The following is a 21,424-nucleotide window of genomic DNA, read 5'->3' on the forward strand; positions in this document are numbered from 1 at the left end:
AGCTACTTACGTAGCTTTTACCTTGGAGCTACTAACGTAGCTCGCGCCTTAAAATCTTACCTACGGTAGATTTGGGTAGGGCGCTAACAAACTCGATGATTTTAGGCACTTTATAGGCCGCGAGTTGCTCACGGCAATAGCTATCTATTATTGCGATGGCTTGGTCTTTGTCTGCATGGCTATCATTGAGTACGACCACGGCTTTTACCGCTTCGCCGCTGCGTTCATCGTTAACACCAACCACCGCACATTCCAAAATAGCCTCATGGCTAGATAAGATATCTTCCACTTCATTAGGGTAAACATTAAAGCCAGAGACGATAATCATATCTTTCTTGCGATCGACAATTTTGTGGAACCCATCTTCCGTAGCAATGGCGATATCACCAGTCTTAAAGAAGCCGGATTTTGTCATCACTTTGTCGGTCTCGCTCTGGTTGTTCCAGTAACCTAGCATCACCTGCGGGCCAAATACTGCCAGCTCACCGGTTTCGCCGATAGCGACTTCGTTATCATCCATATCTAAGATTTTTACTTGGGTGGCAATAACAGGTTTACCGATAGTACCAAGCTGCTCAAGCCCCGGTGAGTTAAGCGATACTACAGGTGATGTTTCAGATAGGCCGTAACCTTCAGAGATAGTGCAACCCGTTGTTTGCTGCCAAATAGATGCAGCGGCTTGGGTCAGCGCGGTGCCGCCAGAAATCGTAACTTTAAGGTGACTAAAGTCCAGCGCCTTAAATTCTGGCTGATGGCATAAGCCAACAAACAAGGTGTTGAGACCTGCAAAGCCAGTAAAGGGATACTTTGATAAGGTTGAAATTAGCCCTGATATATCGCGTGGATTAGGGATAAGTACCGAGCAGCCGCCGCGCTCATAATAGAGCACTAAATTCACCATAAAGGCGTAGATATGGTACACCGGCAGCGGTGCAACGAAGATCTCTTCGCCTTCAATGATACGGCTACCTAAGCGGGATTTTATCTGCATCGCGTTGGCAATTAAGTTGCCGTGGGTGAGCATTGCGCCTTTCGATAATCCTGTGGTTCCACCGGTATATTGCAGCGCGGCAATTTGGCCTAGTACGCTGATCACTGGCGCGTAGGTCAGCTCTTCTCCTTTGGCTAATACCTCACAAAAAGGCACTGTAGCAAAGGGGACTTCAGGTTGTGGTTGCGGCGAAATTAAGTCCATCGCATGGGTGGAAATCACTGTTTCAATATCTGTGCTTGCGACGACTTCGGTTAATGTAGGGAGTAGATCTGACAATACGACTAACGCTTTTGCACCCGAGTCATTAAATTGATGAATTAGCTCGCGCTGTGTATAAAGCGGATTGGTATTAACTAGCACTAAACCAGCTTTTATTGCACCATAAGCGGCGATAACAAATTGGGTAATGTTGGGCAGCTGAATCGCAATTCTGTCACCCTGAACAAGGTTGGTTTCTTGCTGTAAATACGCTGCAAACTGGCGAGAGTATCGATTTATTTCGTTAAATGAGGTTTCTTTACCTAAGCATGAATATGCAGCTTTGTCACCGTAGCGGGCACTGGCAAGTTCTATTAGATCGATAAGGGAAGCGTAACGCGAGAGGTCGAGTGTTGAGTCAGAATCGTATGCCATTGAATTGCCCTTTAGCTGGTTTAGTTATTATTTGGATAGTTATGCTTACTTAATGATCAAACAGGCGTTTAGATTAGTGTGATCTATGTCCATAGGTCAATGGGGCTGGTTGAAATAAGGTAAGAGTCGAACGGCCTGTGGCCTTGCAGAAAAGCGGTTTTAATCTTACTTTGTAGGTCGGGTTTTAGCTCGTCATGCTTTTGCTCTTCCTAGCAGGGCGCAGCCCGTCCTAGAAGCGAAGCGCCCTAGGACCTAGTACCTTCTTTTAACCATTAAATCGGTGCAAAGAAGCTCGACTGTTGCGAGGCTTGGCCAAAATTATGCTGCTCGGCGATGGTAAAGGTTATCTCAGTGCGAGCACCATCGAGTAACTCAGGCGCTGCAATGACAGTTACCGGGTAATCTAATTGTTCGCCCGGTTTTATTTTTAAGTTCGTTTGGCCAACGAGTCGATAACCGCTATTGCCAGATACATAGACACGATAAAGCCTGGTTTGTTGTGTCTTGTTACGGATCTTTAGGGTGTAACTATTTTCGATTGTTTCATCATTGGTTTCTCGGTATAGGCTCTGTCTGTCTCGGATCACGTTGAGCTCTATATTATTGCGGCTATAGATATCGGCCACTATCACCGTCAACATCAGTAAGGCAGCGACTCCGTAGCCAATAAACTTGTAAGACTCATAAAAGGGTTCTGCCTTACCAGATAAGGCGTTTTCACTGGTGTAACCGATAAGATTGCGCTGATAGCCAAACTTGTCCATGGTCTGGTTACAGGCATCGACACAGGCACCACAATCGATACATTCATACTGCAAGCCGTTGCGGATATCAATTCCGGTAGGGCAGACCTCAACGCATAAGTTACAGTCGACACAATCTCCCAAGGTAGCCTTGTCTGGACTAGAGTCTGCTAAGCTAGGGTCTAGTAAGCTTGCGCTATTAAGGGCTGGTTTACGTTTGCGTGGCCCGCGGTTTTCTCCTCGCTCGGCATTGTAGGTAACCGTCTTAGTGTTGGAGTCGAACATTACAGACTGAAAGCGTGCGTAGGGACAGCAATGAAGGCACATCTGCTCACGCATCCAACCTGCATTTAGGTAAGTGCAGATTGCGAAGAACCATACCCAGGTCGCTACCCAAAAGCTGGCGTTAAAGCTAAAAATATCGATATAGAGCTCACGTGCAGGCACAAAGTAGGCGATAAAACCACAACCGGTCAACAGAGCGATAGCCCCCCAAACGTAGTGTTTTAACAGTCTTTTTTTGAGTTTGTCGCTGCTCCAAGGCGCTTTATCTAAGGCGGCACGTTTATTACGCTTGCCTTCTATGCGGGTTTCGACCCAGACATAGATAAAGGTCCAGGCGGTCTGAGGGCAAAGGTAGCCACACCAGACTCTTCCCCAGAAAACGGTGACAAAGAAAAGTAGAAACGCGGCGGCAATAAATACCCAGGCTAGAATGGTAAAGTCTTGCGGCCAGAGCGTGGTTCCAAAAAAGAAAAACTGTTGTTCATTAAGGTCAAATAGAATGGCCTGACGCCCTTCATAAGAGATAAAAGGCAGTAGAAAAAATACTGCTACCAACAAGCTATTCATGCCGGTTCTTATCTTCTGCAAATCTCCTTTCTGCTCACGAATATGGATCTTATTGCTTTGAGGTTTACTTGGCAGAACGGTTACCGGGATCCGCTGCTCTCTTGCTGGGCTGCCCACAGTGTTATTCAGGTTGTTTTTTTGCATAAGGCTTCTCTACTGGACGCATTTTGTGTTCGCAGCAACTTGAGCACTGCGTGACGATATCATTAGTTAACGTACCGGCAACTCTGCAAGCCTTAGGCCAAATGGTTTGTGTTATTAGCTGTTGATTTTATTGAATAATATGTGGAGGTGTATTTGTCTGGGTCACGATATATCGTGTCTTGGTGATATGTCGTGACTTGGGGCGGTTTTTTAGACTCGTGCTCAGGGCTTGAACTCAGGGCTTGAGCTAACAACTTGGGAGCCGGATGCATCAGTCAGGTAGAGAGCCTAGCCTATGAGCCAAATGTAAACCACGTAAACTTAGACTGGGCGAGAGATGGCCAATTTATTCATTCGTGAACGTAGAGTGCTAGGTGGAAGCCCTAACAGTGCGGCTGCACCGCTTGCTCCAGATATCCGCCATTGGGTCTGCTTGAGGATCTGCAGGATATGTTGGCGCTCCACCTCTTGTAGAGTTTGACTGCTTGCAAGGGACAGGTTTTCAGTCTGATCGGCAAATTGTAGTTGTGAAAACTCGAGCACGGGTCCTTGGGATAAAATCATTTCCCGCTCCAATACATTCTGCAACTCACGAACGTTACCCGGCCAGTTATGCTGCATAAGCTTGGTCATGCCTTTGTGGCTAACTTGAGTGACCTTCTTGCCTAGTTTGCGATTTAAATCTTGGATCAGATGGCCGACTAATTCAGGAATATCGCTTAATCGTAGTCTTAATGGTGGGACTACAATTGGAAACACATTGAGGCGGTAATAGAGATCCATACGAAACAGACCTTGCTCAACACGTTTAAGCAAATCATGATGAGTGGCGGTAATGAGGCGAATATCGACCTTGATAGTTTGGCTACTGCCTACGCGCTCAAATTCCTGCTCCTGGATCACCCGCAGCAGTTTAGATTGAGCTTCTAGGCTGAGTTCGGCTACTTCATCTAGAAACAGCGTGCCTTGGTCAGCCAGCTCGAATCGCCCTTTACGGCGGCTGGTGGCACCTGTGTATGCGCCTTTTTCATGGCCAAACAGTTCGCTTTCTAGCAGCGCACTTGAAAATGCGGCACAGTTAACGCTAATTAATGGCTTATCGGCACGGTTACTTAATCGATGTAAGTTGCGGGCGACCAGCTCTTTGCCTGTACCATTTTCACCACTTATCAATACCGTACTTTCGGTATTGGAGACTAGTTTAATTTGTTGAATTAGTTGGTTAATTGGCTGGCTAGAGCCTGAGATCTCAACGTCTCCCGTACGATCTGCTAGTTCGAGCTGTAAATACTGATTCTCGAACGAGAGCTTCTCAGATAAGGCTTGAACTTGCTCAAGCGCTTGCCTTAACGAGTGCTCAGTTTGTTTTTGAATACTGATGTCACGAAATATCGCGACTACACCAATTAATACGCTATCTTTGTACACGGGGGTAGAAGTGTAATGTACCGGAAAGCTTGTACCGTCTTTACGCCAAAATACTTCATGGGAGATCTCACGAGCGGTGCCATCGATTAAGGTGTTATAAATTGGACAATCGTCTTTATGGTAATGGCTACCGTCGCTGTGGCTATGGTGATGACAATCATGGATATTCTTGCCAAGTAACTCATGAGATTGCCAACCTGTCATTCGCTCGGCTGCGGGATTAATAAACACCGCATTACCTGCTAAATCGAAACCGTAAATTCCTTCGCTAACCGCGTTCAGGATCAGTTGGTTCTCGGGCAGGAAATCGTCGTGGTTGGTTTTATCTTCAAGGTTAATGGCAGACATTTTGCGCCCTGTTTATGTAGCAGTTTATCGCTACAGTATACGCAAAAGTGATGGGTAAAAAAATAAGGTCACGAAATAACGTGACCTTACTAATATCTTTAACAATAAATGGCGCTAGATGCTGCCTGTAGCGACTAGCCTTTTGCTTTTGCTAAGCCTTGCAGCACCGATTCCATTGTTAGCTGGGTTGGTAAGATAATGCCGTTTGGCGCACCTGGGCCGTAGACTTTATTATAAGGCGTGCCGCCGCGACCTTGAGTTTGCATATAGCCTTCAACGATTGCATTGGGCTCAGTCCAATCCCCTAGCATTAAAATAATATTATCGGCCGCTAAGGCGTTAACGATTTTCTCTCTATGGGTAACGCCGACTTTGTTGGCATAACAGATATTGCACCAGTCAGCGGTGACATCAACAAACACTGTGTAGCCTTCATCTACAAGCGGCTGGATCTGACTCGGTGTTAAAGTTTGCCAATTCAGTTTCTTGTAAGCGTCGTAATCTTCGCCGTAGTTAATAAAGGCAAATACGCTACCGACACATATAGCCATAAAACCAAGTACGACAATCACGCCATTGGGGACGAGCCTACCTTTGATTTTTAGTCCTATAAGCGAGGCAATACTTAAGCAAAGTAGGCTGAAAAAAATCGCAATGCTGATTGAAATCGTGTCCATCAAAACTCCAAAGGGTTATCTAAAGGCTGCTATGTATGTTGTCAATGACGTTCAGTTTTGGCGATAGCTTACAGCGCACTTTATGTGTGCATTGTCCCAAACTAACACTATTGTGCCCGAGTTAAATGAAAATAACCTGAGTAACGCTTAGCAACTTGAGGACATCATGCCATCGCTTAGCGACAATTTTTGTTTGCCGGTGATAAAGCGAGTTGGTCAGCATGGGTTTAAATCATGTATATTGTGGACAATTTCTCCCTAGCCGTAGGCTAGAGTATTAAGTAAGGATTGTTATGACTTTTAGCGCTTGGCTAGGTTTGCTAGCTATCTGCTGTTTAGGCGCAATGTCACCAGGGCCGAGTTTGGCTATGGTGGTGAGACACACATTAGGCGGTGGTAGAGGTAAAGGTATTGTCTGTGCCTGGGCACACTCTATCGGGATTGGTGTTTATGCCTTAGTGACCCTATTAGGTTTGGCGGTATTACTAAAGCAGGCGCCTATGGTGTTTAATGGTATTGCTATTGTCGGTGCGCTTTATCTTGCGTATATGGGCGTGCAGGCGCTGCGTTCAAAAGGTGGCATGGCGGATAAATTGGCAGCGGGAGAATCGACTGATGCCATCACAGCAGCCCGCGATGGACTGGCTATTTCATTGTTTAATCCTAAAATCATGCTGTTTTTCTTGGCGCTATTTAGCCAGTTTGTGATGGTGGCTGACAACATGACAGGCAAAGCGCTTATTGTACTAACGCCTTTGGTTATCGATGGTCTTTGGTATACGCTTATCGCGCTGTTGCTATCTCACTCTGCAGTGCTGCCTAAACTCAGAGAGAAAGCGGCACTAATTGATAAACTGTCGGGTGTGGTGCTTATTTTGTTGGCAGTGAGAGTGCTGGTAACGCTTTAAGTTTGTGGGAACAGGCTCCTTACTGACATAAAAAAACGCCATCAATAATGATGGCGTTTTTTTATGGTATCAGCTTTGTTCAAGCATTAGCTTACAGCTTAGTCTCTTAAAGCTTAAGAGTTGAATACCTGTACGGCATCATCTTTAGCAGCTTCAGGCTCTGGCTCGCGAGCTTGCACTGGATTCTTGATATGGTCTTCAAGGTTGTCATTTAGCATGGCTTTATATTCATCGGTAAACCATTCAAGTGCATTATCTTTCTCGGCAGCAAGATCTGATGACTTCAATGCGGCTTCAAAGGCGTTGAATCGAGAGGCTGCGAAACGCATAGCCGTACCGACTTTACCTACATCTTGCTCTTTACCTGCAAGCTCGTTTGCCAATGCAATGAATTGATCGGCTAGTTCAAAAATGGTGGTTTCTTTTTTAGCTTCTGACATCTTGCTTCTGCTCTTGTTTACCTAGGATAGTGTTTCGATTCTATCTTAAATGAGTCATTAATGAATCATTGTTATTAACTATTGGGATCTGAATCGGTAATAACGCTGCCGTTACGGGAGTCATAATAGATAGACATGGTCTGTTCTGGAAGGTAGAAGTAACGGCACTGATCAGGGCTAATATAAGTAGCAAAGTACTCTGCACCATCAGTATTCGGATTGCTTGCAACCACAGGAGGCTCTTGCATAACAGTTCGCCAAACCGATATGCAATCAGCGACGTTATTCAGCCTCGGGCTAGATTCAAATGGCGGGTAACTTTGTGATGGAAAGCCCCATTGATTGATATCGAGTTGACCGTTACTGCCATCACCAAATACTTGCAAGTTATCGACTGGGCCAGAGCCACCTTTGGATGCCCATTTTACATTAGCTAAAGTGATGCCACCTTTAAATGCAGCGCCAGTGGCTTGTACGCTGGCGATTTCAGCATCCTGACCTAGATTAATAAACTTAGGTAACGCGATTACAGCTAAGATCCCTAAAACGATGAGCACCACAACTATTTCAATAAGGGTAAATCCTGACGATGTTGTGTTTCTAGCCATAAATTAGTCCGTTATTTATAAGTTAATTTCTCGCATTACCCTAGCAGACTTTTTCTGACCTCATCTAAGCAGGCTTATTCTAGGTGCTTGGATCTGAGTCCACCACAACACTACCGTTATTCGAGTCGTAAGTGATTGATAGGTTAGGATTGTCCGTATAGCTGAACAGGCAAACAGCAGGTACAGAACTATCGTAACTGACTTTATAATCAGTTTCATCCGTTGTGGTCGATTTTGAAACTGTAGGCTCTTTATTTTGAAAAAGCACTTCCCATACCGATATGCAGTCTTCAACATTATCAAGCTTAGGCGATTCCTCGTCATCGGTATAGTAATGTTGGGCAGGCCAGCCGTTAGCATTAAAGTCGACGTGGTTATCATCTGACTCACCAAATACCGGTAGGTTTTCTGCGGGACCATCACCGACTTTTACCGCCCATACGGCTCTCGCTAAATCGATACCTGACTTAAATGCACCGCCAGTGGCCTTAACATGAGACACTTGTGCATCTTCAGACAGGCTTAGAAACTTAGGGGCTGCAACAACCGCGAGAATACCTAAAATAATAATCACAACAACGAGTTCGATAAGAGTAAAACCTGATTGCTGCTTAGATGAGAAGGCTGGAAAGTACATCTATTGCCGTCCAAATGTGAAGGAAGCGCTATATTAACACTGACAATTTTTAATACCAATGACAAAACGTTGATATTTGTCGCAGATAATTGTGCCTTAGATGGCAAACTTGTTAGTGTTTAACTCCAGATTATAGCTCTTAACCTGTCACGGCTAGAGCAATACTGATTTTACTGCTGATTTGTAAAGAGGCGATTGCAAGCCGTGTCTGGACCTTTTAAGCTTAGGCAAATTAATCTTTTCAGGTAAGAGCATGACGGCTCATTCTAGCTGGGGCTCTTTTATAAAAGAGCAGCAACAGCAAAGCTATTTTCAAACCTTGCAAGACTTCGTCAGTGCAGAGCGTGCTGCCGGTAAGGTCATTTACCCGCCAGAGAGTGAAGTGTTGGCTGCTTTTGATTCGACGCCACTGGATAAGGTGCGCATAGTGCTGATTGGCCAAGATCCTTATCATGGCCCAGGGCAGGCACATGGCTTGTGTTTCTCGGTTAAACATGGGGTTAAGACGCCGCCGTCATTAGCAAATATGTACAAAGAGCTGGCAACCGATATCGATGGTTTTAGCATTCCACAACATGGCAACTTGAGTCACTGGGCTGAGCAGGGAATATTGATGCTCAATACCGTGCTAACTGTGGAGCAGGGCAAGGCACACTCTCACGCTAAAGCGGGCTGGGAAACCTTTACAGCCAATGCGCTTGAGTTACTTAATCAGCAGAGCCAACCGATTATCTTCGTGCTTTGGGGCGCTCATGCCATCAAAAAGGGCAAAGGTATTAATGCGCCGCAGCATCAGATAATCTCAGGGCCACACCCGTCGCCACTGTCGGCTTATCGTGGCTTTTTTGGTTGTCAGCATTTCTCTAAAATTAATGAGATCTTGCAAGCAAGGGGCGAGGCGCTCATCGACTGGCAGGTATAAGCGAGGCCTTATTCAATAACAAGAGTGGATTGCACGGCTACTATTCACTTACTCAGAGAAATCTGATGACTTTGAAAGATAACAATGAACCACTAAGTCCGCTATATACACGAAGAGCACGAAGAAAAGCCAGCCAGAGTTTTTGCTTCGTGTCCTCTATGTCGCAAACGAAGTGAGCACTATTTTTTGTTTGCAACACTCCAGAATAGCGCTAATTAACCTTAGCTTACCTCCTTGCTTAGTAAACAAGAATTACCCCACTAAAAAGTAGAGCCCAAATCCAAGACAGGCTAGGCAAATCCCTAGGTTGATGGCTTCAGGCCAACTCACTACCTTCTCTAGCAATACTAGAATCGACAGCGCTAGGATCCAACCTATGTGCATCACACCTACAACCAGCAGTAATGTCATTAACAGCCAGCAGCATCCAACACAATATAATCCGTGTTTTAGCCCCATCTTAACTGCGCCTACTTTGCCTTCTTGCCACTGGGTCATCAGAAAGTTAAGCGGGGAACGGCAGTAATTTAAGCACTGTTGTTTGAGGGGGGAGATTTGATAGATGCCGATAAGGATCAATAGAATACCGCTGGCGATATGATTGCTACTCTTCATCATAGGCGTCATCAAGGCGAGTTCATGTAACTGCCACTGCACTAAGGTGATAACTAGACTGAAGAGACTCCAAAGCAGCAGATAACCTAAGATAAACAAGTTCGATGAGACAAATTCGGCTGATCTTTGCTGGCGTGTTTGGCTGATTTTTGCGAATAATAAAATCATAGGCGTAGCAGAGGGGAGCATCATGCCTACCATCATTACCGCCCACATCATAAACACCATGGTGAGCTCATATAGATGCCAGTGAGGCGCCATAATCATGGTCATATCAAATAGCATGTAATACCAGCTCAATCCGGTTAATAGCAGGATGCTAAGCCAAGTTACTGGAGAGTGGAGCTTATTTGAAACCTGCGAGAGATTAACCATTGGCTAATCTCTTGACTCATAAAAAGCTGCGCAGCTATAGGTCGCTATCCGTTTGGCCACTGCACATTCGCCTTAGCAGCAAACTTTCCTGCGTGGTTAAAGCTTAAGGCGTCATGTTTAAGCCACATGGTTTCGGTTGTACCAATACGGCCATCATTCCAAATAAATCCGCCGTCAGGAAAACTAATATGCACGTGTTGGTTCTCACCGGTAACAGGGTTTAGCAGTGGCTTTTGCTGGACTTTCATAACATCTTCAACATCGAAAGAGGCGCTGGTTTCACTGGTATCCATATTGATATTGACGATAACGGGACCAACGACTGTGGTAAACGTTGAGGAGAGCGCTTCTAGTGGCATGCCGCCAGCGGCGCCTGAAAATATAGTGGCTAAGGCTGTGACTTGTTCTTCGCTAGCACTAGAGTCGATAAACAAGATACAGGTACCGTTACCCTCATGGATAGCGCCGGGCCATTTTAAGGCTAGCACCACTTTTAAACCGTCTAGTTTTGTTTGATTTAAATGACCATGATTAACCATAAAGCCAAGTAGGGCTTCGCAAGAACCGAAGTCAGGAAAGCCTGCAAATTGACAGCCGCAACCGTGGTTACAGTTACAGGTTTCTATCTGGTGCATATTCAGCGACCAGTTATTATCAGCACTCATTATGCATATCCAAAAATGTAAGGGTGCTGTTAAGTATAGTCATGCAGCATTGCGGAGATCGGGCTGGATCTAAGCTAAGTTAGCTGAGGCAACAGAGCTGATTTAGATATTTTATAACTTGTTGTTTATAAACGGCGGAAGCGCAAAGCATATAGCTGAAAGGCTTAAACAGCTCACTATCAGTGATAATCAGTCTAATAATGATTAATGCTAAAATTCGTAGCAGTGACTAGGGGTGAAAATAAACGGCAAAGGTACATCCCAATGCTCACATGGCAGGGCGTCGACTTGCTGACAATCATGGGCATAGCCTATTGGCAAAGGTTTATGTTGCTGCTGCCAATTGGTGAGGGTTCTATCATAATATCCGCCGCCCATGCCCATTCTATTTCCCTGCATATCAAAAGCGACTAATGGTGTGAGCACCACATCGAGCTGCTGAGTGAGGATCATCTGAGTAATATCTAACTTAGGTTCCCAGATCCCCAAGTGACTCTTCAGCAGTTTGGTATCTCTGTTATAGCGTAAAAACAGCAAGTTTCCGGCACTAAACGGGTGCAATCTAGGTAGGTACACATCAACGCCATTTTGCCAAAGCCCTTCGATTAACGGTTGAGTGTCGAGCTCGCCGTCATTACTAAGATACAAGGCAACAGACTTAACTTTGCGCGACAGTAGAGACTCTAACGCGTGCTTGGCTGCCATGTGCGAGAAAGCTGTCTGCTGTTCATCCGACAGTGATCGCCGCGCTTGTCGCACTTGCAGGCGAAGGGCCTTGCGAGTCGCTTGAGTATCAACAGTCGAGGAATATAGAGCTGGAAGCTGTTGTGGCATAACAAAGACTCTCTTATCAATGAGCTAAGCAGTTTAACTTGGCAAGAATGCATAAGCAAAGAAGGGGCGAGGTTCTAGGGAAAAGCAAAGAAAGGTTCTAGGTTCAAAGAAAGGTCCTAGATTCTAGGAAAAGATTAAAGCAAAGACGGTGCATGCTGGGATTGAAGCGACGAACAGCCTGCGGCCTAGCGAACGTGACTGCGTCACTACAGAACGCTTCGCTTACGGTACGAATAAGGGCCTAAGAAAAGCCAAGACGGGAAAAGCGGAAAATAGAGCGTTTTGCTTGAGTTTTGTTTTGAACTTTTGCTTTTCTTAGTAGGACGAAGTCCGTCCTCGAAGCGAAGCGCCCTAGGATCTAGGACCTTTTTTAAAGCTAAATCGAACGGCCTGCGGTCTAGCGAACGTGACTGGGTCCTATACCCTACAATCTTCTCTTGAACACTGGTGTATGCAGCTGTATAGTTTGATGGTTGATTCTAAATGTAGAGGGATAAATGATAAACCTAACCAGTCAATTTGCCGGTCGTGTCAGCATGTTTGAAAATGGGACTTTTGTTGGCAGTGGCATGGCTAATCCTTTGGGTAATAGCATCTCATTTTCCGATGCCCACGGCGCCTTTTCTGGGCAGGATATCGATAACGTATTTGGTGGAGTCAATCACTTTGACTCCCATGGTCAGTTTGACGGCTTTACTCGGCCAAACGTGTTTGGTGGTGTCGATAGGTATAATGCTAATGGACAATTTTCTGGTCATAGCGCCGATACAGCCTTTGGCGCCAATAGTTATGATGCTCAAGGAGGTTTAGAAACGTCCTACATAGGTGATATTGATGCGGGTGATAACCTTACCTATTCCATTCTTAACTTTATCAATACCTAACTACAAATTCCTAACTAAAGATAGGGTCGGTAATGAACCAAATTCAGCATTTAGAAGCCGAAGCTTTTACCATTTTAGACTTACACCTTAAAAACGCATTAGCAATGATGGATTCTGACTGTATTACCCAGATAGTTATTGGTCCACAGTGTTTGTGTGAAGCAGTATGTGCTGAGGTAGGATCTGATATTCACCAATTTATCATGCTTAATGATGAGCAGTTTGAGCAAGGTTATGCCTTTGTTGAAGGTATTATAGAAAGAGATCGTAGCTCATTGATTGCCGATGTAAGCGGTATAGTTGGCTCGGTTATTAACCCTATGGGAAAGTGGGTTCGGGATTCAGTTGGTTCAGAATTGGCAGATGACCCTATCTATATCGAACTGCGTAATATGTACCAAACTTTTGGCATGGATATCGTACTCGGTATATTTAGTGAATTGCTTAACCGAGGACACGAGCCGGAGCAACTGATTGTAGCTATGAGTAAATGGCGTCAAGAGTTGGGTTATATAGAAGGTTTTGATGCCCAAGTCGAGCGTAACTTACTGGAGGGAATAGTCTCGGGTAAAAATAACAGTGCAGAGGCAAAGAAGGCCGAGATTGCTGGGTCTGTCGGTGGCGCGCTGGTGGGAGCAAAAGTCGGCGCGGTTATGGGCTCAATAGTACCAGGGGCTGGCACCATAGTGGGGGCGGCTGCAGGAGCGAGTATCGGTAAACATTTTGGCGCAAAAGAACTGAATAAGTGCGGCCAAAATGAAGCCGTTAGCGAGGCTATTAATGATGTTAGCGGTAAGGTTAACAAAGTCAGTAGCAGTGTCAGCAATGTGGCTAACGATGCTCTGAACAGTATGAAAAACAAATTTAACAAGCTTTGGGTTTAATGGGTTTTACCGAGCGATTTACGCTCTAAGCTATATAGAGGTTATTGATGTTAGCAGCAGCTCTTTCTCCATTGATATTAGTCATCGTACTTTGGTGTAATCTAGGCTATGAGTTACTTACGGGGCAACAAATAACCTGGTACGAGTGGAGCATCGTTGGCGCAGCCACTTTAGGTTATGGCGGTTATTATCTTTATGGGTTTTTTGGTAAAGATTAGACTAAGAAAGGTTCTAGGTTCTAGGAAAAGATTAAAGCAAAGACGGTTAAAACTGAGACGATAAAAGCTGAAATGGTTTTAGAGCAGTCGAACGGCCTGCGGCCTAGCGAACGTGACTATGTCACTACAGAACGCTTCGCTTACGGGGCTAGCAAGGTCCTGGGCTCTAGGAAAAGATTAAAGCAAAGACGGTTAAAACTAAGACGATAAGAGCTGTTTAACTGGCTCTATCGTCTTTGCTTTTTCGTCGTCTTAGCCCGTATCGTCTTGGCGGTTAACGCTCCATATTCATCGATTTGAGTAGAACGGGGCTGTTGTAATCCGCTACGGCTGTTTTGGCATTTAACCAGAAACGTCGTCGGGTTAAGAAGTAACTGAACAGCACTGATAACAAAATAATTTCGACAAAATTGTACAGAGTATACATAAGTGCAGGCTGCACTATGTAGCCAACTCCTTTCGCGTAATTCTCTTCTACAGGCACAATACCAAGTGGGCCGTTAAGCATGGCAATCACAAACTGAAGGCCAACATATAGCGCTGCAGCAGCAATTAAGCCTAACGGCTTTAAGTACCATTTCTTTGGCAATGCCACACCCATAACGAATAGGTATGATCCAAGAAAAATAGCGCCGCCTGCTAGTGCATTAACAATGGCTGGTGGCTGATCGAGCGCGGTGAGAGTGTTGTAATACAGGCTCAGACAAACATGGGGTAGTAGCAAAGTGATGCCTAATGCCAGAGCGTAGGTTTTAGCCTTACCGATAGCTTTCCAATAGTATTTTTTAACCAGTTGATAGCTAGCGAAAAATAGCGCTAATGCCATGGCGTAGTTGGCTAAGGGATGGATCCCAAATAGTGCAAACTCTGCAGTCAGTACCGCAATAACCCATTGTGGATATTCCATTATTCCCATTCTTTGTATGCTATTTTCGGCAAAGTGTGGAAATAATAGTGCAATCATGGCGGCTAAGATAAAGAACAGGTAGCCGTACTTTACTAATGAAGCGAGCATTTTAGGAATGATCCCTTTAATACTCTGCTTTTTAAGTTGGCCTATTAAGCTATCGTAATTTGCACCGATAGCGTCTTTAATTTCAGTAGAAACCCAATTTTCTTCAAGTAAAGCGATCTTACTTTTAGTCTCTCTGGCTTCAATAATATCTTTAATTGCCGGGGTCGCCAGTGCAATCACATCGTCGCTCTTGCTGCCAGCACCTAGTTGTTGCGCAACTTGCCAAACAGCTGGATCGTAGATCCCTCCTGCATCGTGGGTAAGGTTTTGCTTACCTGCGAAGCACATCTTAGTGTCGACTTTATCAATGCTTGCTGTAAATTGTAGTGTTGGTAATACCGCGGTAAAGCCATATATAAAGGTACAACCGTCAAGCTCATCCTTCACATCGATTTCAGTGATATCGTTAACGCAGTGAACAACGTTCAGCCCTGTACGTTTAACAAAGTCGTCAGTCCATTCATGGTAATCGCTGCTGGTGTAGAACCACTTGGTACTGCGTTTCGCTTCGCCATCAATGGTGTAGCTATAGTATAAATAACCGCTACCATCACAGGTACCGCAAGTGACGTCACCGCTACCATTACAGCTAGTACAAGTGCGGTTACCGCTGCCATAACAGGTCGAGCAGGTTTCAGTGGTGTAAACCGTACGTTCATTGTAACTGTCGTAGCGACTTACGCTGACTCGGCCACTGCCACTACAGGATAAACAGTTTAATTTGCCACTGCCACGACAGCTTCTACATCTTACACAGCCAGAACCATTACAGGTATTACAAAGATCTTCGCCTACATAGACATCTGGCGCTGAGTTTAGATTGGTATTTTTTATTAAGAAGTTTTTTGAAACATCCGGGCCGAGGATCTTTAAAAAACGTTCGTTGAACAGTGGATTACGGCCGCTAACATATTCTTGAGCGGATTTATTGGCCTCTTGGCTTGCTCTTGAAGAGCTACCACTGGCAATCCCTGATGGGCGTCGGCCACCGTGTTTATGGCGGCTTACGCCAATTTCGACTCGCCAGCCAAAGTTGAACTTTAATTGGGCATCTTTAGCCTGTTCATCGCTGAGGACTACGGGGACATTAACCCCTGTGATTTTTTCACCATTGCTTCGAATAAAATCTTGAAATTGTTGCAATTTACTCACGTGAGACTTCCTATAAAATCACTGATTAAAACTTAAGGTTAAACTGGGTTTGGTCGGCTTTGAGGTACACCCATTGGCGGACGTCTTGATAGCCAGGTGCGCTGACTTTGATGTCGTAGCCACCAGGTGGAAGCTGCATGCCAGGCTGATACTTTGGTTTAATATTCATCACCGAAATTCTGGCATTATCCACGTTGGTATTAATGGTTAATGGCAGCGACAAGCTAGGCTTGGCAGCGATATTCTTTTGGTTTGCCACCTCATCATGTTCAGGTAGAACCGCTAAATCGAAACGGTTTAATGGCCCACTAATGGCGTGAAACCCTTGGGTCATTTTTAGTAAGTTATCCAATGATGTACCAATAGGTTGCACCAGCGGTTGGGTCACCAATAACCACTTTAATGCAAAGGAAGCACTGGCCGAATCGTTGCTCTCCATTTGTTCAAAGAAGTAATTCATCGCCGAGTCATCCATGGTGTATTTATTACTACCAATAGATAAAGGCACCACAAAAATACAGGCTAATAAGGCGATGGTTACAGTAGGTTTGATATAGGGTTTAGTTGCTTTTTTACCTTCATCTTTAGGCTTTGCCTGTTTAGCTTGTACTAACTCCAGCAGCTTCATTGGCAGTTTCAGTACTGTAAGCAAGACTAAGGCCAAACTAATCGACATTGAAATAGGCGGGATAATAGTTGCTCGTAGCGCTGACTTACCCGTTGCAGCAAATTTGCCGCCATCGGCAAACTCAACTTGTTGTGCTTCTAATACATTGATGTATTCGGTGGTTTTGCGCTGAATATTGGGTTCAATGATCTGCTGCTTAAACTGACGGTTGTTCCAGTCCGCTAAGGTTGGCTTGACGTATAGCTCGCCCATACGCTTTTCAATGCGTTGTTGGATCTCACTATGACGTTGGAACTGCTGCCAACTAAGATTGGGCGACATTTCAGTATTTTTAGCGCGCATGTTTTTGCGCCATTCAATATCAGCCTGTTGGCGTACCTTACTGGCAACGGCTTTATCAAAGGTTAAACGGTCTGTAATAGACCAAGCTGTAGGTAAGCTTAAGCCCTTTTGTTTAAGTTTTTTATTCACTTTAACGCTAGTGAGCTCGTGCACTCTAAAGGTATGTAGTGAGTTAATACCTAGCGGGTAGCCGCCTGACTCTTTAATAAAGTCGGGCTCCATTTTTACCATCAGCACGTTCTTATAGTGATTCACATCATTGGTGTAAACCATGCGGTGATCTTTCAAGCCCGCATCGCCACCGGTTACCGCGTCTACCGCTTGCATGGCGGTGAATAAGCCAAAGGTCATAACACCAGCAATGATAGAGTTACCGACATTTTCAGAGGTAGAGATCTCTTCACGAATAAGCCAGTCGTCTGCAGGAATATAGGGGATACTTAATTTTTTGATCTCGCGATCATAGTTTGTTTGTAAACGCTCATAGCAGCTATTACGGCTGCTGCCTTTTCGCTCTTTACACTCGTTACGACGTTCGAAATAGTCATACATTTTAGGTGCGATTTTCTGCGCTCTAGATTCAACACGAGCCTCATAGGCGGTTACGCCTTTCTGGTACTTTTCCCAACCTTGTTTGACTTGGTTTTGGGTATCTAACCAATACTCATCAGAGCGTTCAGGTGCGCTGGCAACTGCTCGGTTGTACTTAGCTGAGCCATCGGCATACTCTTGGTACTTGCCGCGCAGGGTTTGGCGAAAATCGTCGTAATCTTGATAGTGAGTATCGAAGCTAGACATCGCCTTATCACGGACAAACTTTTCCATGATCATGCGTTTTTTCTGCGAGAGATCATCAACCAGTTTATCATCGGCATAGACTAAGCCGCCAAACACAGATAGAAAGGCTTTTTCGGTGCTGCTGTGAGCGGTATCTGGGTCGTAGTTTATACCTTCAAATTGAATCGACTTTTCAATTAATGCGCTACGTAGTACCTGTGAAAGATAGGCTTGTTGGCGTTCAGCAGGCGTAGAGGCATCAATAATAAATTTATCCACTAACCACTTTTGGCCAAAAAATACTGTAGGCCATACAAGTACGGCAATTAAGCTGAAATAGCCTAAAGCGTGGCCAACTTTGGCGACACGTTTGCCTGTTAGCAACATATCAGCCAGTAGCAAGGTGACACCAATACCACTAATTGTTCGGCCAAATAGCTCGACTGCGCGCAAGTCATCATGACTAGCGTTACGCCCGCCAGCCACATCAGTTAAGGCGGCGTTGAATATAGCCTCAGGAAACAGGTAAACCACAGAGCAGATGAACATAGTCATCAACCACCAAAATGGTTTTCCTGTAACTGCAATTTGTTGTTCTACTTTTTGCTGCTTTTGTTGTTTAGCCGCCGAAGATTGCTGCTTTTTTTGCACCTTTTGCAGTTCTTTTTCGGCTTGTGCCATTTTAGTTTGCGTTGGCGCCGATTTTAATAAACCGGTGGCAAATGGGCTGTGTTTTTTATCAGTCATTGTTGCTACTTGGTAGGGTTAAAATAATGGTTTTGCTATTAGTGGTTTCTATTTTTTCATCAACAATTGTTGGGAAACCATGAGGATTGCTCGCATGAGACTTGTGAGTTACTTTTTTAGGCTTGGCTTTAGCGCTAGCAATCGCTTTAAGCCCCGAGTTTAGCGAGATGTAATAGCCTTCTTGTTGGTAACCTAGCATTTCGTTAAAGCGGTCAAAATCAGCGTCTGCGGGGAGCGAGGCGATATACTTACCTGAAGCGGTTAGCGGCTGATAGCGTTTTTTAGGTACAGATGCATTAAATAGCTTTTGGCAGATTTTATAAGGTGTGGTGTCGACAATAACCCCATCAGGCAGCTTTGATTTAGACAAACGCTTTAGTTGCGACTGATGATAATCGGTGCCGTTGATCGTGTAGCTATACACTTTCATGCCATACCGGTGCGCACTATTTAGGACACTAGTATTTTGCATAAAGCTGCGAATATCTAAATGCAGGCCTGAGTTTGAACCAAGTTTATCGTTAAGCATTCTTATGCCTGACGATGAGGCATAGTTTTTATAGCGAGAACGATATCGCTTAGTGCCATACTTGCCGGCAAACTCGATATTATTTTGGTTATCTAAGTAGTAGTCATCGTTTTGTGCGCCGCGGCGCAGATCTGCAGTCACTTTATCGACACTGGTTGGGTGCGCGCCTTGAACAAATCCAAGATAGACGCGAGGGTTTATCCCACGGAGCTTCTCCAGTATTTCAAGATCCGATGCCGAATAGTAAAAGCCTCCCTGACCAATAGTTTGGCGTAACATATTGTCGAGCTCAACTAACTTATGGCCATTGGCTTCAGACTTAATCTCTACGTTTAGTAGCTGATCATAAGAGCGATATGCTGCAAAGGTGGTAAAGGCCTCATATGCAGTAATTGGGCGCCTATCGAGCAAATCATTCGAGCCTTTTTGGCGTAGCTTTAGGTTGGCATATTGCTTGAAATTCATACGCTCAAGTTTGTAGCGCTCGCCAGTGTAATAAACCGTAGCTCGCCCAGTTTGGCTATCATGATGGTTAACCCAAGTCCCATCTCCTAATTGCATGACATCGATTTCGACACTGTTGTAGTTATCAAACAGTGCAGATGCAATAGCAAGATCGCTACTTTCCGGTAAACGGAAGTCACCACGGTGTGCAGAGATATCCAGCGGGCACTGTGCAATTGAAACCATTTTGATATGGCCATTATCGCTCAGGTATAAGTTGCGATCGCCTAGTGTTAATTGAATATCGACAATATCAGCGCCATCGACTTTAACGTCAAAGGGTAAGTGGCTTAACGCTTGAGGAATAATCTTCGCTGGTGCAGGTGGTGTATCGGGGGGAGATTGACAACCAATAAGGGCGAAAAGTGCAATGAGCAGTACCGCGTAGCAACGGCGAGGGGCTTTTATGTAACTTGCCATAGTCCCGGAATTGTAAGTTATTAATTATTCTGGCTTTATACTTGAAATCCATGTAGGAAACAATGGGGGTAACGCTCCCGTATAACGCTAACGCTATGATTTTATTGTGATTTTTAAAAAGTCTTATTGTGTAATAATTTACATTCTGTGATATATGTTTAGCGGTTACAGTTGTTTATGCTTATTTAGTAACAGACTTATTGATAAAAGCTTACTAATGAAACCTGTTTAGTCGTGGTTAATTATCGCTGTTAACCCCCAATCATTTAGATAACCTAAATAATATCTAATACCTTTGAAATATTCTGAGATCATCGTAAGCACGTTGTTGGTTCAGTGTGTCTATTGTTCTCGCTGTGTGCTTGGTGTTATTGCGCTATTGACGGCTTGTGTAGTATTTTGAGGCTGTAAAAGTGTAGTGGGGAAATTATCTGAGTGTTATCAATGTTTGCAAGCTCGATTTGACAACAAAGTTGCTTCAATCGGCGATATAAATCGACTCGTTATTTGCGCCTCTTTAGCGCTAACTAATTTCTTTGAACAATCATTTGAAGCGTAGTCTTTACTACTGTTACCAAACCATTAGATGGTATGTCATGTTGCTGATTCTTATATTAAATACAACACGGTTTAACTCATTATGCTAAGACTTGCTATAGCAGGATGGGCAGTTTTGTGTTCGCTATTGTGGGCATTGCCTAGCACAGTGATGGCATCTGACATTGCCACCAGTGTGGCAGGTGGTGTTGATAATCGCTTAGCAAATGGCGGTTATTTTGAGCTGGGTGCTAGTGTTCATAGTGTTAATAAAGTCGATGTGCGCCAAACCGAGCATCAGGCGGTTCAGCCTTCTTTGCTTATCAGTGGCATGTACCAGTATAAAGGCCTATTTGTTGAGATGGTGCATCAGTCGCAAGATGGTATAAATCTTGGCTTTAACTTTTGGAACTCCGAAAGCTGGTCATTGGATATTTTAGCCGCCAATTTGAAAACCTCCTGGGCGCGGCCCGAAGGGATTGACCCCGGCAGTTTAAGCGAGATTGGACGCAACAATTATTTGATGTCAGAAGATTCTCTATATATAGGCGCAGGCTTTAGAGCAACGCGCTATTGGGATGACCATTACGTGTTCCAATATCGTATCGTCAGCGATTATTTTGACGGGCAGCGGATCCAAAGCAGTGCAAGGTTAGGTAAGTCGTGGCAGATGCGTAACTGGAATTTTCATGCTTTAGCGAGCGTAGAATACTCATCTTCTACGTTAAACCAGTATCTTTTTGGTGTAAGCGATGAAGAAGCTACAGAGCTGTTTCCTGCATATAAACCGGGTCACTCATTTAGTTATGGTCTAGAGCTTGGAGTTGCTTATCCTATTAGCGAAAGCTTTGTGTTTCGCGCTATGTACCGTATGAACGTGCTGTCAGATGAAGTTACAGATAGCCCCTTTAATGAGTCTGGTTATGTGTCGTTTTTTAACGCCTCAATCAGCTATGTATTTTAG

19 protein-coding genes are annotated in these 21,424 nt (G+C 44.6%); 6 read left to right on the plus strand and 13 right to left on the minus strand.

All coding sequences use genetic code 11. The annotated features are described in order from the left end of the window. Positions 1-31: 31 nt before the first annotated feature. The 4 genes from K5Q73_RS00430 to K5Q73_RS00445 all read right to left on the minus strand — a co-directional run bounded on the left by K5Q73_RS00430 (position 32) and on the right by K5Q73_RS00445 (position 5,819). Positions 32-1,627: an AMP-binding protein gene (locus K5Q73_RS00430; RefSeq protein ID WP_220758688.1), complete on the minus strand. Its 1,596-nt coding sequence runs from the start codon at positions 1,625-1,627 to the stop codon at positions 32-34. A 272-nt stretch (positions 1,628-1,899) separates the two neighbouring features. Continuing rightward, entirely contained in the window at positions 1,900-3,366 is a 1,467-nt protein-coding gene (ccoG, locus tag K5Q73_RS00435; RefSeq protein ID WP_220758687.1) for a cytochrome c oxidase accessory protein CcoG, read from the minus strand. Between the two features lie 321 nt (positions 3,367-3,687). Then, complete coding sequence (locus K5Q73_RS00440) at positions 3,688-5,142, minus strand: sigma-54-dependent Fis family transcriptional regulator (RefSeq protein ID WP_220758686.1); 1,455 nt, start codon at positions 5,140-5,142, stop codon at positions 3,688-3,690. A gap of 134 nt (positions 5,143-5,276) precedes the next feature. After that, entirely contained in the window at positions 5,277-5,819 is a 543-nt protein-coding gene (locus K5Q73_RS00445; protein ID WP_220758685.1) for a thioredoxin family protein, read from the minus strand. A gap of 293 nt (positions 5,820-6,112) precedes the next feature. On the opposite strand from K5Q73_RS00445, the gene K5Q73_RS00450 reads away from it, so the two are divergent. Further along, entirely contained in the window at positions 6,113-6,727 is a 615-nt protein-coding gene (locus K5Q73_RS00450) for a LysE family translocator (RefSeq protein WP_220758684.1), read from the plus strand. Positions 6,728-6,840: 113 nt separating this feature from the next. On the opposite strand, the gene K5Q73_RS00455 is transcribed toward K5Q73_RS00450, so the two are convergent. The 3 genes from K5Q73_RS00455 to K5Q73_RS00465 form a co-directional block, all read right to left on the minus strand. Continuing rightward, positions 6,841-7,167 (minus strand): DUF3144 domain-containing protein, encoded by a 327-nt coding sequence (locus K5Q73_RS00455; protein WP_220758683.1) that lies wholly within the window; start codon positions 7,165-7,167, stop codon positions 6,841-6,843. A gap of 74 nt (positions 7,168-7,241) precedes the next feature. Continuing rightward, positions 7,242-7,775, minus strand: coding sequence for a type II secretion system protein (locus K5Q73_RS00460; RefSeq protein ID WP_220758682.1), 534 nt, complete (start codon positions 7,773-7,775; stop codon positions 7,242-7,244). A 79-nt stretch (positions 7,776-7,854) separates the two neighbouring features. Beyond that, positions 7,855-8,412 carry a type II secretion system protein gene (locus tag K5Q73_RS00465; protein WP_220758681.1) on the minus strand — a complete coding sequence of 186 codons (558 nt, stop codon included), beginning with the start codon at positions 8,410-8,412 and terminating at the stop codon, positions 7,855-7,857. Positions 8,413-8,665: 253 nt separating this feature from the next. On the opposite strand from K5Q73_RS00465, the gene ung reads away from it, so the two are divergent. Then, entirely contained in the window at positions 8,666-9,334 is a 669-nt protein-coding gene (ung, locus tag K5Q73_RS00470; RefSeq protein WP_220758680.1) for a uracil-DNA glycosylase, read from the plus strand. 252 nt (positions 9,335-9,586) lie between these two features. On the opposite strand, the gene K5Q73_RS00475 is transcribed toward ung, so the two are convergent. The 3 genes from K5Q73_RS00475 to K5Q73_RS00485 form a co-directional block, all read right to left on the minus strand. Beyond that, complete coding sequence (locus tag K5Q73_RS00475; RefSeq protein ID WP_220758679.1) at positions 9,587-10,324, minus strand: DUF2182 domain-containing protein; 738 nt, start codon at positions 10,322-10,324, stop codon at positions 9,587-9,589. A gap of 44 nt (positions 10,325-10,368) precedes the next feature. Next, a complete protein-coding gene (locus K5Q73_RS00480; protein WP_220758678.1) occupies positions 10,369-10,989 on the minus strand; it encodes a DUF1326 domain-containing protein in 621 nt (206 codons plus the stop codon). 210 nt (positions 10,990-11,199) lie between these two features. Next, the gene (locus tag K5Q73_RS00485) at positions 11,200-11,823 is read right to left on the minus strand and encodes a 5-formyltetrahydrofolate cyclo-ligase (RefSeq protein ID WP_220758677.1); all 624 of its coding nucleotides are present in this window, start codon (positions 11,821-11,823) and stop codon (positions 11,200-11,202) included. Positions 11,824-12,320: 497 nt separating this feature from the next. On the opposite strand from K5Q73_RS00485, the gene K5Q73_RS00490 reads away from it, so the two are divergent. From K5Q73_RS00490 to K5Q73_RS00500, 3 genes are read left to right on the plus strand one after another with little or no spacing between them, the layout of a single operon-like run. Next, on the plus strand, positions 12,321-12,707 hold the full coding sequence (locus tag K5Q73_RS00490; RefSeq protein ID WP_220758676.1) for a hypothetical protein: 387 nt from the start codon (positions 12,321-12,323) through the stop codon (positions 12,705-12,707). A 32-nt stretch (positions 12,708-12,739) separates the two neighbouring features. Beyond that, positions 12,740-13,591: a DUF6861 domain-containing protein gene (locus K5Q73_RS00495; RefSeq protein ID WP_220758675.1), complete on the plus strand. Its 852-nt coding sequence runs from the start codon at positions 12,740-12,742 to the stop codon at positions 13,589-13,591. Positions 13,592-13,638: 47 nt separating this feature from the next. After that, positions 13,639-13,809 (plus strand): hypothetical protein, encoded by a 171-nt coding sequence (locus K5Q73_RS00500; RefSeq protein ID WP_220758674.1) that lies wholly within the window; start codon positions 13,639-13,641, stop codon positions 13,807-13,809. A 274-nt stretch (positions 13,810-14,083) separates the two neighbouring features. On the opposite strand, the gene K5Q73_RS00505 is transcribed toward K5Q73_RS00500, so the two are convergent. From K5Q73_RS00505 to K5Q73_RS00515, 3 genes are read right to left on the minus strand one after another with little or no spacing between them, the layout of a single operon-like run. Next, a complete protein-coding gene (locus K5Q73_RS00505; protein ID WP_220758673.1) occupies positions 14,084-15,976 on the minus strand; it encodes a hypothetical protein in 1,893 nt (630 codons plus the stop codon). A 25-nt stretch (positions 15,977-16,001) separates the two neighbouring features. Further along, on the minus strand, positions 16,002-18,470 hold the full coding sequence (locus K5Q73_RS00510; protein ID WP_220758672.1) for a PEGA domain-containing protein: 2,469 nt from the start codon (positions 18,468-18,470) through the stop codon (positions 16,002-16,004). Beyond that, the gene (locus tag K5Q73_RS00515; protein ID WP_220758671.1) at positions 18,463-19,923 is read right to left on the minus strand and encodes a glycerophosphodiester phosphodiesterase family protein; all 1,461 of its coding nucleotides are present in this window, start codon (positions 19,921-19,923) and stop codon (positions 18,463-18,465) included. Before K5Q73_RS00515 ends, K5Q73_RS00510 begins: the two co-directional genes overlap by 8 nt. A gap of 709 nt (positions 19,924-20,632) precedes the next feature. On the opposite strand from K5Q73_RS00515, the gene K5Q73_RS00520 reads away from it, so the two are divergent. Then, positions 20,633-21,424: a MipA/OmpV family protein gene (locus K5Q73_RS00520; protein WP_259650675.1), complete on the plus strand. Its 792-nt coding sequence runs from the start codon at positions 20,633-20,635 to the stop codon at positions 21,422-21,424.

The sequence above is a fragment of the Shewanella sp. MBTL60-112-B2 genome (assembly GCF_019655055.1).
Taxonomy (GTDB): domain Bacteria; phylum Pseudomonadota; class Gammaproteobacteria; order Enterobacterales; family Shewanellaceae; genus Shewanella.

Coding starts and splice junctions, on each gene's coding strand:
- K5Q73_RS00430 (WP_220758688.1), bottom strand. CDS start 1,627: ATGGCATACGATTCTGACTCAACACTCGACCTCTCGCGTTACGCTTCC.
- ccoG (WP_220758687.1), bottom strand. CDS start 3,366: ATGCAAAAAAACAACCTGAATAACACTGTGGGCAGCCCAGCAAGAGAG.
- K5Q73_RS00440 (WP_220758686.1), bottom strand. CDS start 5,142: ATGTCTGCCATTAACCTTGAAGATAAAACCAACCACGACGATTTCCTG.
- K5Q73_RS00445 (WP_220758685.1), bottom strand. CDS start 5,819: ATGGACACGATTTCAATCAGCATTGCGATTTTTTTCAGCCTACTTTGC.
- K5Q73_RS00450 (WP_220758684.1), top strand. CDS start 6,113: ATGACTTTTAGCGCTTGGCTAGGTTTGCTAGCTATCTGCTGTTTAGGC.
- K5Q73_RS00455 (WP_220758683.1), bottom strand. CDS start 7,167: ATGTCAGAAGCTAAAAAAGAAACCACCATTTTTGAACTAGCCGATCAA.
- K5Q73_RS00460 (WP_220758682.1), bottom strand. CDS start 7,775: ATGGCTAGAAACACAACATCGTCAGGATTTACCCTTATTGAAATAGTT.
- K5Q73_RS00465 (WP_220758681.1), bottom strand. CDS start 8,412: ATGTACTTTCCAGCCTTCTCATCTAAGCAGCAATCAGGTTTTACTCTT.
- ung (WP_220758680.1), top strand. CDS start 8,666: ATGACGGCTCATTCTAGCTGGGGCTCTTTTATAAAAGAGCAGCAACAG.
- K5Q73_RS00475 (WP_220758679.1), bottom strand. CDS start 10,324: ATGGTTAATCTCTCGCAGGTTTCAAATAAGCTCCACTCTCCAGTAACT.
- K5Q73_RS00480 (WP_220758678.1), bottom strand. CDS start 10,989: ATGAGTGCTGATAATAACTGGTCGCTGAATATGCACCAGATAGAAACC.
- K5Q73_RS00485 (WP_220758677.1), bottom strand. CDS start 11,823: ATGCCACAACAGCTTCCAGCTCTATATTCCTCGACTGTTGATACTCAA.
- K5Q73_RS00490 (WP_220758676.1), top strand. CDS start 12,321: ATGATAAACCTAACCAGTCAATTTGCCGGTCGTGTCAGCATGTTTGAA.
- K5Q73_RS00495 (WP_220758675.1), top strand. CDS start 12,740: ATGAACCAAATTCAGCATTTAGAAGCCGAAGCTTTTACCATTTTAGAC.
- K5Q73_RS00500 (WP_220758674.1), top strand. CDS start 13,639: ATGTTAGCAGCAGCTCTTTCTCCATTGATATTAGTCATCGTACTTTGG.
- K5Q73_RS00510 (WP_220758672.1), bottom strand. CDS start 18,470: ATGACTGATAAAAAACACAGCCCATTTGCCACCGGTTTATTAAAATCG.
- K5Q73_RS00515 (WP_220758671.1), bottom strand. CDS start 19,923: ATGGCAAGTTACATAAAAGCCCCTCGCCGTTGCTACGCGGTACTGCTC.
- K5Q73_RS00520 (WP_259650675.1), top strand. CDS start 20,633: ATGGCATCTGACATTGCCACCAGTGTGGCAGGTGGTGTTGATAATCGC.